Raw genomic sequence first — 12796 nt, 5'->3', positions numbered from 1 at the left:
TTCTTGCTTCTACTTTCAGGCAGCCTCATCAAACGCCCGTCTGGAAGGCTACCTGAAAACTTAAAACCGGTAATGCCGCCAGCTCGGGTCGTATTCGCACACGGCCTGCGGCTTGAGTTCGGCAAACTGCTCGCACAGTGCCTGTGCTTTCTCCATGAGGCGCTCCGGCTCGCCGGTGGCGGCAAATATGGTGCGCTCGCCCCGCGTGAGGTTGGTTACGGCAATTGTGCCGATGCCTTGCTGCCGGTGGCAGGCTTCGGCATCGAATTCGTCTTGCAGCCGGTAGGCCGCCATCAGCGCGTCTTCGCCGTTGATTTCGCAGCGCACGGAAACGCACCAACCCATATCCGCCCGGCCGAGCAGGCCGTTGGCCGACTCGTTGCGCAGCAGCACCAGGCCATCTTGTTCGTTTTCTTCGTCTTCATCGCGCTGATAGGCGGTATACTGCCATTCCGGCTCGGGATAGAGCGCATCGCGCCCCAGGGCTTTCCATACTTCGTCTAATTTTTCAGGTAGCCTGTGCAGCGGCACGGCTTCCGGCGGCGCAGTATCCACAAAATCCAGTACACCCACCTTCACCACCGCATCCCACTCGCCCAACACATGGTCGAGCATAATCAGCGCCAGCCGCTGCGCGGTTTCCAAATCCTCTGCCTTGGGCGGTTTGGCAAAAGCCACCTCCAGCGCGGGCAGGCCTCGCCACTCTTCGCAGCGCACCAAAATATCCGCCGCCTGCATTTCCACGCCGCCCATGCGGATGGCAAACTGCTCGGGCGAGCCCAGCCGTTGGCGGAAACACAGCACCGAACGCTCGGTGGATTCCGCCGCTGTGGCAATCAGCGCCAGCACTTGCGGAAAGTGTTCCAAATCGCCGTTGGCGCTGAACACCAGCGTGCCGTCGGCAGGCTGCCCTTCCAGCTCCACCACCACGCCGGGGCAGTATTCGTGCAGCAGGTTGTTGGCCTCGGTAACGAAGGCCATCGGGTCTTCCAGCGCTGCAAGCCGCGCTTCTTCGCGCCGCCACACCGTCCAGAAACACAGGGCGTTATCTTGCCATTCTCTCAGGCTGTGCCAGCCTGCGGCTTCGTTGGTATCTGATTTCGCCATCTTTTATCCTTGCAGGCGGTAATGCCGCCATGACGGGTCGAACACACAGTTAGCCCGTGCGTCCAGCCGCTCGTAGCGTGCGGTGATTTCCCGCACCTTTTCCCATAATCCTTCCGGCTCGGCCACCATGGCAAAGGCGGTGTATTCGCCTTTTTCCGCATCGGCCAGCATGGCGGTGAGAATACCTTGCTCGTGCTGCCCGACGCAGCCGGAAAATTCGTGCGCCAATTCCCGCGCCAGAGCCTGGCTCATGTCGTCGTACACTTCGCAGCGCACGCTCAAACACCAGGCCAAATCGGCGCGCCCCAGCAGCGAAGCGGCCGATTCGTTGCGCACCAAAATCCTGGCCGGTTCGCCATCATCGTTTTCCGCGCCATACACGCGAAACTCAGCCTCGCCGCTCGGATACACGCCATTGCGCCCCATTCGGGCACGCCACAACTGATCAAAGGCAGCGGGCAGATCGGCCAGCGGCAACGCGCCCTGCGGCGGCTGCTCCACCAGCTCCACATAGCCGGTTTTCACGTTTAAATCCCACTGCCCCAAGGCCTGCGCCAAAAGCAGCCACACCGCCAACCGGCGGTCGTCGGCATCCGTGCCGGCGGGATTATCGTTCACAAACACCTGCAAATGCACCAAACCATCACTACCGGGCGCACAGGCTACCTGAAATTGGCTGCCGCAAAGCTGCGTTTGGCCAAAACCGGCCTTGCGCTGCGGCAGTTCCGCAGCCCGGCAGTGCCGCAGCAAGGCCTGCACGCCGAAAGGCAAACCCGGCGGTGCGGCTTCGGCCAGCAATACCGCGTCGGCCATCGGCTCCAGCCTGCCGCCGCTGCTGAAGGCTACCTGAAACTTCGAACCGGCATCAACAGCATCATCCAAAACGGCCTGCAAAAACACGCCGGGGAAATAATGGTGCAGCAGATAGTTGCCGCTGTTCACCAGCGCCACACCGCCGCCCGCCTGCCAGGGCTGCTCCCACTGCCAGCTCTGCCAAAAAGCGGCGGCGCGCTGCCGCGCCTCTTGGCGGCGTTTCAAGAAATCATCCATGCGCGGCCAAATCCCGCAGAGCCTGCGGCACTTTGTTGATGCTGCCCGCACCCATATTCAGCAGCAAATCGCCGTCTTGCAGCATATTGAGCAGGGTGGCGGGCATATCGGCCACGTCGGCACAGTAAATCGGTTCCAGCTTGCCGGCCACGCGCAGGGCGCGGGTGAGTGCGCGGCTGTCGGCGGCCACAATCGGCTCTTCGCCGGCGGCGTATACATCGGTGAGCACCACCGCATCGGCAGTGTTCAACACGCGCACGAAGTCTTCAAACAAATCGCGGGTGCGGGTGTAGCGGTGCGGCTGGAATGCCAACACCAGGCGGCGTTCGGGATAGGCGCCGCGGGCGGCGGCGAGCGTGGCGGCCATTTCCACCGGGTGGTGGCCGTAGTCGTCAACCACCAAGGCGCTGCCGCCTTGCGGCAGCTTGACTTCGCCGTAGCTTTGGAAGCGCCGTCCCACACCGCCGAAACCGGCCAGGCCGCACTGAATGGCTGCCACGTCCGCGCCGCATTCCAGCGCCACACCGATGGCGGCCAGCGCGTTGAGTACATTGTGCCGCCCCGGCGCGTTCAGCCGCACTTCAAACGGCGCGATCGGGCGTTTGTTCAGGTGCACGGTAAAACACATCTGCGCACCTTCGCTGTGCACATTATCGGCGTAAATATCGGCGGTTTCGTCTAAGCCATAGGTGGCAAACGGCTTCTGAATTTCCGGCAGGATAGCGCGCACATGTTCGCTATCGATACACAAAAATGCCTTGCCGTAGAACGGCATACGGTGCACAAATTCCACAAAGGCCTGGTGCAGCTTGTCCACGCTGTGGTCGTAGGTGTCCATATGGTCGGTGTCGATATTGGTCACCACGGTAATCACGGGCGTGAGATACAGGAAAGAAGCGTCTGATTCGTCGGCCTCGGCCACAATATACTGTCCGCCGCCGAGCTTGGCGTTGGTGCCCGCAGCGGTGAGCTTGCCGCCGATAACGAAGGTCGGATCGAGACCGGCGGCGGTGAGGATGGAGGCAGTGAGGCTGGTGGTGGTGGTTTTGCCGTGCGTGCCGGCAATGGCGATGCCCTGGCCGAAGCGCATAATCTCCGCCAGCATCATGGCGCGCGGAATCACCGGAATGCCTGCCTCGCGGGCGGCCAACACTTCCGGATTATCCGGCTTGATGGCGGTGGAGGTAACCACCACGTCCACGCCTTCGATATGCTCTGCCGCATGGCCGTGGAACACTTTGATGCCCATATCGGCCAGCTGGCGCGTTACCGCGCTTTGCGCCTGATCCGAGCCGGATACGTCGAATTCTTTATACAGCACTTCGGCCAGGCCGCACATGCCCGCGCCGCCGATGCCGACGAAATGGATGCGTTTTACTCGTTGCTTCATATTTATCACTGCTTCCCGGGCAGCCTTTGCAGACAAAACCGCTATTGTATAGCGGATAAACATTTTTCGATACAACGCAAACGGGAAAAGCCGATACTGCTATTGAGGCTACCTGAAAACAGCCGCCGGGAACGCTATCCAAACCATCTGCCGTGCCAATCATTAAACAGGCTTGCCAGCAGCACATTTAATTGCTCGGTTTGGCAGCGGCTTTACGCTTTCCAAACAATCGAGCATCGGGCTTCCTTTGCTGTTTGAGGCTACCTGAAACTTCAAAACCGCTTTTCAGGTAGCCTCACACCAATCATCCGCCCACTGCCGCCAGCGCCGCTTCCGCCACCTTGGCCGCACTATCCGGTTTGGCCATTCGGCGGGCGTTTTGCGCCCATTGGCTGCAGGTAGCGCGGTTGAGGCCGCCCAACACCGAAGCCAGTTTCTCGGCAGTCAATTCGCTCTGCGGCAACAGCAGCCCGGCCTCACCGGCGGCCACGAAACGGGCGTTGGCAGTTTGGTGGTCGTCCACCGCATAGGGGTAAGGCACGAGCAATGCACCCACGCCTGCCGCCGCCAGCTCGGCAATGGTAAGCGCGCCGGAGCGGCACACCACCAAATCTGCCGCGCCGTAGGCCGCTGCCATATCATCAATAAATTCGCTGCATTCAGCCTGCACACCGGATTCAGCATAACGCTGGCGCAAGCCTTCCAGCTTGCCGCGCCCGCTTTGGTGGCGCACTTGGGGGCGTTGCTCGGCAGGCAGCAGAGCCAGCGCTTCGGGCAGCAGGCGGTTGAGAATATCCGCGCCCAAGCTGCCGCCGGTAACCAGCAGCTTCAGGCTACCTGAACGCTCAGCAAACCGCTCTTCGGGCGCGGGCAGTGCGGCAATATCGGCGCGCACGGGGTTGCCCACCAGCCCGTTTTCATCGCCAAAAGCCTTGGGGAAGGCATACAGCACCCGGCTGGCCAATTTGGCCAAAATCCGGTTGGAAAGCCCGGCCACGGCATTTTGCTCGTGGATTACCAGCGGCACGCCGCACAGCTTGGCCGCCACCCCGCCAGGCACGGTAACGAAGCCGCCGAAGCCGATGGCGCCGTCCACCTGATGTTTGCGGATGATGCTTCGCGCCGCACGGATGGTGTGCCATAGCGTGAACGGCAGCATCAGCTTGCGTTTGAGGCCGTTGCCGCGCACGCCTTTGATGGCCAGGGTTTCGATTTCAATGCCGTGCTGCGGCACGATGCGCGTTTCCATTGCGCCCTCGCTGCCCAGCCACACCACCTTATGCCCGTGTTCGCGCAGCGCGGCAGCCACCGCCAGCGCGGGGAAGATATGCCCGCCGGTGCCGCCGGCCATCAGCAAAAAGGTTTTTACGCCCATATTCGGCTCCTTACACTGTAAAACCGCGCATTTTGCGCCGGTTTTCATAATCCACCCGCAGCAGCAGCGCCACGGCTATCAGCATGGCCACCAGCGCCGAGCCGCCGAAGGAAACCAGCGGCAGGGTCAGCCCCTTGGTGGGCAACAGGCCGATGTTCACACCGATATTGAAAAAACTCTGAATACCCAACCAAATACCCACACCGCTGGCCACAAACGCGCCGAAAAACTGCTCCAAATCGCGCGCCATTTTGCCGATAGAAAACGAGCGCCACACCAGCCATAAATAGCAGGCGGTGAGCAGCATCATGCCGAGAAAGCCGAATTCCTCGCCGATAACGGCGGTGATGAAATCGGTATGCGCCTCGGGCAGGTAGAAACGTTTTTCCAAGCCTGCGCCCAAGCCCACGCCCGTCCAGCCGCCGCGCCCGATGGCCATCAGCGCATGGGTGAGCTGGTAACCGCTGCCCAGCGGATCGGCCCACGGATCGAGGAAGGCGGTCACACGCGCCATGCGGTAGGGCGAAATCAACACCAACGTTACCATGCCGCTCAAGCCGGCCAATACCACCACGATAAACCAGCGAAACGGCAGCCCCACCAAAAACAGCAAGCCCACGCTGATCACCGACACCACCACAAACGAGCCGAAATCCGGCTGCAGCATAATCAGCCCCAGCCCGCAGCCCACCGGCAGCGCCACCCAGCACACTTTCTTCAAATGCTGCAACACTTCGGCGCGACGCATGAAAAAGCCGGAAAGATAAAGAATCACCGCCAGCTTGAAAAATTCGCTCGGCTGCAAATTGGCCATGCCCAAAGGAATCCAACGCCGCGCACCGTTCACATCGCGCCCCACCAGCAGCACCGCAATCAGCATCAACAGGCTGATTACCAGCAACACCATCGAATACTTCTGCCAAGTGCGCATCGGCACCCGAAATGCCACCAAAGCCGCCCCGCCGCCCACGGCGATATAGGCCGCCTGGCGGATGAGGAACGCCCATTTATTGCCGCCGCCCTGCCCGGCAAAGGCCACCGAGGCGGAATACACCATCACCAGGCTGAAGCCCAGCATCAGCACCACCAGCCACAGCAGCGATTGATCGATGGTGTGGCCGTGGCGCAGGATTTTGCGGTCGAGGAGTTTGGATTCAGTAATCATTCGGGTACTTCAAGTTACTTCAAAAATCAATGGAACAAGGTTTCAGGTAGCCTTTCGGCTTGGGCAAAGGCTACCTGAAAACATTACAAAGCCTCAAACGCCTCAATAAACACCTGCGAGCGGTGCGCATAGCCTTTAAACATATCGAAGCTGGCGCAGGCTGGGCTGAGCAGCACGATATTGCCGGGTTCGGCCAGGCGGTAGGCGGTTTGCACGGCTTCCTGCAGGGTGGCGCAATCCATCATCTCCACGCCGCAGCCGGCCAGGTCGCGGCGGATTTGCGGCGCGTCTTCGCCGATGAGCAGCACGGCACGGGCTTTGCCGGGCAGCACGTTTTTCAGCGGGGTGAAATCCTGCCCTTTGCCCTGTCCGCCGGCAATCAGGAACAGCGGGCTTTGCAGGCCGGCGATGGCGGCTTCGGTGGCGCCCACATTGGTGCCTTTGCTGTCGTCGATAAACACCACGCCGTTTTTTTCGCCGATTTTTTCCACGCGGTGCGGCAGGCCTTTGAAGGTGCGCACATGGCGCAGCAGCTGCTCGCGCGGCAGGCCGATTGCTTCGCACAAAGCCAGTGCAGCCAGTACGTTGGCGGCGTTGTGCAGGCCTTGCAACGGAATATCGGCGGCGGCAAGCAGCGTTTCCGCGCCGTGTTTCAGGTAGCCTGATGCGGTGTCAAACCAATAATCGGTTGCCTGCTGCAGCGAAAAGCGGCGCACTTCGCGGCCGCTGCGTTTCATGGCACGGCAAAGCGCATCGTCGGCATTGATTACCTGCACGCCGCTGCCACGGAAGATTTTGTCTTTGGCGTGGGCGTAGTCGAGCAGATCGTCGTAGCGGTTGAGGTGGTCTTCGGAAATATTGAGCACGGCGGCGGCGGCGGCGTTCAAATGGTCGGTGTTTTCCAGCTGGAAGCTGGAAAGTTCAAGCACCCACACGTCGGCGCTCTGCTCCTGCCTGCCTTCATAGGCTTCGAGCACGGGCGTACCGATATTGCCGGCCACCACGGTATCCAGCCCGCATTCGCGGCACAAATGGCCGACCAGGCTGGTTGCGGTGGTTTTGCCGTTGCTGCCGGTGATGGCGATGATTTTGTCGCGCTTGCCGGAAAGCTCGTGCGCCAAGATTTCCACATCGCCCAACACACGGCCGCCGGTCTGCTTGAAGGCTTCGATTTCAGGCGTGCGCTCGCTGATGCCGGGGCTGAGTGCCAAAATGCCGAAACCTTCGGCCAATGTGTTTTTCAGGTAGCCTGTGTGGCAGGCCAGGCCGGGGAAACGCTGTTGCAGTTCGGCCTGTTTGGCGGCGGGGAAGTCGGCATCATAAGCGGCTGCCGCCGCGCCTTTGCGGCGCAGGAACTCCAGCATGGAAATGCCGCTGCCGCCCATCCCGGCCACGAGGATTTTTTGGTTTTGCCATTCGCTTTTCATTCTATTCTCCATGCCGCCCGGTTTGCCTGCAGGCAGCTGCTTTCTCAGTTTTTCGCTTTGCTCATTTTGACTGCGTTGAAACTTGTGCTTTCAGGTAGCCTTTACTGCACGGCTGTATTAGCCAGCAGCTTCATCAGCAGCAGCCACGGCAGCATAATCCCGCCGATGCACACCATCAGCCACAAAATCAAACTGTCTACCATCTGCCGCAGCAGGGCGAAATAGCCCCATGAATATAGGCCCCAAATCACAGCAGAAATAGCTGCCGCAATCAGGGGGCCGCCAAACAGGCCGAATAAAAAAGTTACAACGGCAAAAGCCAGCGCCCATTGCCAAGCATATGAATCCTCAGCGAAATCCTGCATTTTGGCAAAGACCAGCAAAATTAGCATGTGTAGCAGCATAACCAGATTCCTTTAAATAAGTTTCGGCTTCACAGCAGCCTACCGTGTCCGCTTTCAGGTAGCCCCTCTTGAGCCGGATAAGGCTACCTGAAAACCGCTTAACGGATTTTCAGCGTGCTCAAGCCCACCAGCACCAGCACGATGGTGATGATCCAAAAGCGCACCACCACCTGCGTTTCCTTCCAGCCCTTCTGCTCGAAATGGTGGTGGATCGGCGCCATCAGGAAGATGCGTTTTTTGGTTTTCTTATACCAGCCCACCTGTAGCATCACCGACAAAGCCTCCACCACAAACAGCCCGCCCATAATCACCAGCACAAATTCCTGCCGCACGATTACGGCCACCGTGCCCAGCGCCGCGCCCAGCGCCAACGCGCCCACGTCGCCCATAAACACCTGCGCCGGTGCCGCGTTGAACCACAAAAAGCCCAAACACGCGCCGCACATGGCCGCGCAGAATACCATTACCTCGTTCGCCCCCGGCACGAAGGGCAGCTGCAAATAGCGTGCAAACTGCCAGTGCCCGGTGGCATAGGCAAACACCGCCATCCCGCCGGCCACCAGCACCACCGGGAAAGCCGCCAGGCCGTCCAAGCCGTCGGTCAGGTTTACCGCATTGGACGTGCCGACAATGGTGAAATACGACAACACCACAAAGCCCAGCACGCCCAAAGGCAGCGCAACCTGTTTGAAAAACGGCACGATTAAAATATTGTTCGCCGAATTGCTCGCCACATAAAACAGCAGCACCCCTGCCGCCAGCGCCACGCTGCTCTGCCACACCATCTTGAATTTGGCCGACACGCCGTGCGGGTCTTTATACACCACCTTGCGCCAGTCGTCGTAGAAGCCCAGCGCGCCCGTGCCCAGCAGCACGCCCAGCAGAATCCAGATATACGGGCGCGAAATATTGCCCCACAACAGCGTGGACACCGTAATCGACACCAAAATCAACACCCCGCCCATGGTGGGCGTGCCCGCCTTGGCCAGATGGGTTTGCGGCCCGTCGCTGCGGATGGCCTGGCCGGCCTTGAGCTCGGTGAGCTTGCGGATGGTCCACGGCCCCAGCATCAGGCTGAACGCCAAAGCCGTAAGCGCCGCCATCACCGAGCGGAAAGTGGTGTATTGGAAAATGTTCAGCGCCGAAATCCAGTTGCTGAGCTTGGCCAACCATAAAAGCATAAAACTTCCTTAAATCATTTCTCGTGAGTTCGATTTAAACCGATATTGCATTAGCCCGCCTTGCCGTACGTGTGCACGATCTGCGGCTCGCCGCCTTGTTCTGATTTAAATTGAATTCGCTTAATTAACCCAGGCAGCCGGAAATAGAAAAGGCTACCTGAAACATCATTATCTGTATTGCACCCACTGTAAAATGGGCAAATGTGGCATTATAAACTAAGCCGCTACCCAAGCGAGGCTACCTGAAAACCGAAATTCCCACTGCCATGCGAGGTACAAACTATGCAAACCATGCACTCCCTCAGCGCACGCTGCCGCATCCGATTTATGGATCTACCAGCCCATGCAGGCAGAAACAGTATCCCTTGCTTATTTATCCACGGCCTAGGCTGCGCTGCCAGCTACGAGTACCCCCGCATCGCTGCCAGCCCGGCCTTGGCAGGCCGCCGCACTATCCTGCTTGACTTGGCAGGTCACGGCTACAGCGAACGCCCACAGGATTTCTCCTATTCCACCAGCGCGCAAGCCGCAATCGTATCCGAACTGGCCAACCATCTTAACTTGCCGCACTTCTATCTCTATGGCCACAGCATGGGTGGCAGCATCGCTATTGAAGCAGCCGAACAGCTCGGCAGCCGTGTGCGCGGACTCATGGTAAGCGAATGCAACCTGATTGCTGGCGGCGGCATATTCAGCCGCAACATTACCGCACAGAATGAAGCGTATTTCATCCACAATGGCTATGCCGAATTGCTAAATAACGAACTCTCGCCGTGGGCGGGCAGCCTACAAAGTGCTGCCCCGTGGGCATTGTGGCGCAGTGCATATCATTTAGTGAACGGTATATCGCCCGATTGGCTGCACCGCCTCTCCTCCCTGCCCCAACGCAAAATTTATTTAGTTGGCGATCGTTCCCTGCCCAACACAGACTACGACCTTATCCTTCAATACGGTATTCCCTGCGCCGTGATTGCCGATGCCGGGCACTCGATGTCTTGGGAAAATCCGGAAGGCTTGGCTACCGCTTTGGCGGAATTTATGTGCGCTTGAGCTTGGGTTACCAACATGGCTGTTTTTGTTTCAGCCCACTTTGAACCAGTAAGGCTACCTGAAAGCAAACGAAGCCGAATTTGTCCAAACCGCTCACACCTCTTCCCACCACAATTCAGTTTCCGTATCCGCATCGAACACCTGCCCGATCAGCGGCGTGAGCACTGGCAGGCCGCGCTCGATGGCCAGCGGGATGCTGCGGCGCACGGATTCGTCCCAATCGTGCATGGCCAGGCTGAACGCGCCCCAGTGAATCGGCATCATGCGGCGCGCGCCCACGTCGATGGCGGCCTGCACGGTTTGCTCGGGGAACATGTGGTTGTCCGGCCAGCGGCGGTCGTATTGGCCGTTTTCCATAAAGGCCAGGTCGAAGCCGCCGAAGTGCCGGCCGATGTCGGCGAAATGGCTGCCGTAGGACGAATCGCCGCTGAAATAAAGCCGCTGGCCGCCGCCTTCGACGGCCCAGCCCGCCCACAGCATGCGGTTGTGGTCGGCCAGGTTGCGCGAGCTGTCGTGGCGGGCGGGAGCGGCGGTGAAGGTTACGCCGCCGACGGTATGGCTCTGATACCAATCCGCCGCCGAAATGTTTTCCGCCTTCACGCCCCAGCGGCGCAACAGCACTTCCATGCCCAGCGGCACCAGGAAATGCACCCCGCTGTCTGCCACGCTGCGCACGAAGGATTCCTCCAAATGGTCGTAGTGGTTGTGGCTGTAGAGGATGATGTCGAGCGGCGGCAATTCGTGCGGCACGGCGGGCGGCGGCTGGAAGCGGCGGAACATTTTGTTGTTCGGCGCGGCGCTCATACCGAACACGGGGTCGGTGAGGATGTTCAGCCCGGCCACGCGCATCAGCAGGGTGGAATGGCCGAACCAAACAAACCGTGCCTTTTGTTCATTTTTGCTGCGCAGAAACTCGCGCTGCTCGTTTTGGCGAAACTCGCGCTGCTCGTTTTCAGGTAGCCCTTCTTGCCGCATGAAGGCGGCAAAATCAGGCTTCTCAAACGGCAGCGGCTGCGCGGGAAAGCGGCCTTGCCGGCTGAGCATTTTGAACGCTCCGCCAAAATCCAGCGGCTGCAAGCGGCGTTTGGGCTCGGGGTTGAAAAAACGGCGGCGGATCGGGTCGTAGTGGTTGCTGGCCGGATAGAGCGGATAACCGCCGTGCAGCCTACGCTTCATGACCCTGCAAGGCGGCCACCACCTCTTCCATCTGCATAAAACGCGAACCCTTTACCAACACCGAAGCCTGCTCCGGCAACTCGTGCACCAGCACCTGCTGCAGCGGGTCTTTAGCGGCAAACCACAGCCCGGCCGCACCGAAAGCCTCGGCAGCCTCCACACTGAAATCGCCCACAAAATAGGCGGCTTCGATGCCCTTATCCCGCGCATAGCGGCCGATTTCGGCATGCAGGGCGGGGGCCTCGCCGTCGCCCAGTTCGCCCATATCGCCCATCACGAAAATGCGCGGCGCAGGCAGCCCGGCCAACACATCCAGCGCGGCCTTCATGCTGTCGGGATTGGCGTTGTAGGTGTCGTCGATAATCGTGCTGCCGCGCAGGCCGGCCTTGCGTTGCAAACGTCCCTTGATATTGGCAAACCCGGCCAGCGCGGCGGCGCTTTCAGGTAGCCCCACGCCGGCCTGCAAAGCCAGCGCGGCCGCAGCCACGGCATTGGCCACGTTGTGCTTGCCCGGCACCGGCAGTTCTACCGTCGCGCGTTGGTCTTGCCACACCAAATCGAAGCGGCAGCCCAGGGGCAGCAGCCGGACGTTTTCGGCATGCACTTCGCCCTTGTCCACGCCGAATTCGATTTGGCGCACATTCAGGGCGCGGCAGGCGGCGCGGAACACTTCGGCGTATTCGTCTTCCGCCGGAATCAGCGCTGTGCCGCTTTCAGGTAGCCCACGGTAGATTTCGCTTTTGGCGCGGGCAATATCGCCCACGCCGTCGAAACCGCAGCCGATATGTGCGCGCAGGGCATTGTTGACCAGCGCGGCATCAGGGCGGGCGATGCGGGTGAGCGCATCAAGCTCGCCGAAATGGTTCATGCCCATTTCGATAACGGCATAACGCTGCTGCGGCCGCAGGGCAAGCAGAGTGAGCGGCAGGCCGATGTGGTTGTTGAAATTGCCGGCGGTAGCCAATACGGCCGCTTCGCCGAATTGGCGGCGCAGGATAGCGGCCAGCATCTCCTTCACCGTGGTTTTGCCGGAAGAACCGGTGATGCCGAGCACCAGCGGGTTTACCGCTTCGCGCCAAGCGGCAGCCAGGGTTTGCAGCGCCGCCAAAGTGTCGGCCACCGGCAGGCTACCTGAAAGCGCGGCGCAGTCTTGGCGCGATACCAGCGCCAAAGCGCCCTGCTCCAACACGGCAGGCACAAAATCGTGGGCATCGTGTTTATCGCCCACCAAGGCAACAAACAAATCAGTGCCGCGCTCATCGGCAGCGGCGGCTTGGCGGCTGTCGGTGATGACGCGGCGGATGGGGAGGTTGTGCTGCGGCGCAGGCAGGTTCAGGGCGCGGCAGACAAAAGCTAAATCGAGTGTGGACATGGGCATTCCATTGAAAATATGACAGGGCGGCAGGCTACCTGAAAAAGTGTTCACGCTTTCAGGTAGCCTGTAGCAAGCTCAAAAGGCTACCTGAACGCA

The 12796-nt window shown here is 60.1% G+C and carries 11 protein-coding genes; 1 reads left to right on the top strand and 10 read right to left on the bottom strand.

Going from position 1 to position 12796, the window contains the following annotated elements; translation table 11 throughout:
- Window positions 1-60 precede the first annotated feature (60 nt).
- The 8 genes from ELB75_RS04240 to mraY all read right to left on the bottom strand — a co-directional run bounded on the left by ELB75_RS04240 (window position 61) and on the right by mraY (window position 9099).
- Window positions 61-1107, bottom strand: coding sequence for a hypothetical protein (locus ELB75_RS04240; protein WP_126982852.1), 1047 nt, complete (start codon window positions 1105-1107; stop codon window positions 61-63).
- 3 nt (window positions 1108-1110) lie between these two features.
- A complete protein-coding gene (locus ELB75_RS04235; RefSeq protein WP_126982851.1) occupies window positions 1111-2157 on the bottom strand; it encodes a hypothetical protein in 1047 nt (348 codons plus the stop codon).
- Window positions 2150-3547, bottom strand: a complete 1398-nt coding sequence (murC, locus tag ELB75_RS04230) for a UDP-N-acetylmuramate--L-alanine ligase (protein ID WP_241236104.1) — start codon at window positions 3545-3547, stop codon at window positions 2150-2152. Before murC ends, ELB75_RS04235 begins: the two co-directional genes overlap by 8 nt.
- Before the next feature lie 304 nt (window positions 3548-3851).
- Entirely contained in the window at window positions 3852-4922 is a 1071-nt protein-coding gene (gene murG / locus ELB75_RS04225; protein ID WP_126982849.1) for an undecaprenyldiphospho-muramoylpentapeptide beta-N-acetylglucosaminyltransferase, read from the bottom strand.
- 10 nt (window positions 4923-4932) lie between these two features.
- Window positions 4933-6087 carry a putative lipid II flippase FtsW gene (gene ftsW, locus ELB75_RS04220; protein WP_126982848.1) on the bottom strand — a complete coding sequence of 385 codons (1155 nt, stop codon included), beginning with the start codon at window positions 6085-6087 and terminating at the stop codon, window positions 4933-4935.
- Between the two features lie 83 nt (window positions 6088-6170).
- Complete coding sequence (gene murD / locus ELB75_RS04215) at window positions 6171-7514, bottom strand: UDP-N-acetylmuramoyl-L-alanine--D-glutamate ligase (protein ID WP_126982847.1); 1344 nt, start codon at window positions 7512-7514, stop codon at window positions 6171-6173.
- 101 nt (window positions 7515-7615) lie between these two features.
- Window positions 7616-7918: a hypothetical protein gene (locus tag ELB75_RS04210; RefSeq protein WP_126982846.1), complete on the bottom strand. Its 303-nt coding sequence runs from the start codon at window positions 7916-7918 to the stop codon at window positions 7616-7618.
- Between the two features lie 98 nt (window positions 7919-8016).
- Entirely contained in the window at window positions 8017-9099 is a 1083-nt protein-coding gene (gene mraY, locus ELB75_RS04205) for a phospho-N-acetylmuramoyl-pentapeptide-transferase (protein ID WP_126982845.1), read from the bottom strand.
- A 282-nt stretch (window positions 9100-9381) separates the two neighbouring features.
- On the opposite strand from mraY, the gene ELB75_RS04200 reads away from it, so the two are divergent.
- Entirely contained in the window at window positions 9382-10149 is a 768-nt protein-coding gene (locus ELB75_RS04200; protein ID WP_164726798.1) for an alpha/beta fold hydrolase, read from the top strand.
- A gap of 93 nt (window positions 10150-10242) precedes the next feature.
- Here the strand turns inward: ELB75_RS04200 and ELB75_RS04195 are convergent, their stop codons facing one another.
- Together ELB75_RS04195 and ELB75_RS04190 are read right to left on the bottom strand one after the other, a co-directional pair.
- A complete protein-coding gene (locus ELB75_RS04195) occupies window positions 10243-11325 on the bottom strand; it encodes an MBL fold metallo-hydrolase (RefSeq protein WP_126982844.1) in 1083 nt (360 codons plus the stop codon).
- Window positions 11315-12697 (bottom strand): UDP-N-acetylmuramoyl-tripeptide--D-alanyl-D-alanine ligase, encoded by a 1383-nt coding sequence (locus ELB75_RS04190; RefSeq protein WP_126982843.1) that lies wholly within the window; start codon window positions 12695-12697, stop codon window positions 11315-11317. The genes ELB75_RS04195 and ELB75_RS04190 overlap by 11 nt, the downstream gene beginning before the upstream one ends.
- Between the last annotated feature and the right edge of the window lie 99 nt (window positions 12698-12796).

It is taken from the genome of Eikenella corrodens, assembly GCF_003990355.1.
Lineage (GTDB): Bacteria > Pseudomonadota > Gammaproteobacteria > Burkholderiales > Neisseriaceae > Eikenella > Eikenella corrodens_B.
Note: the sequence above shows the minus strand (reverse complement) of the source record. Positions and strands in the feature narration are given on the sequence as shown.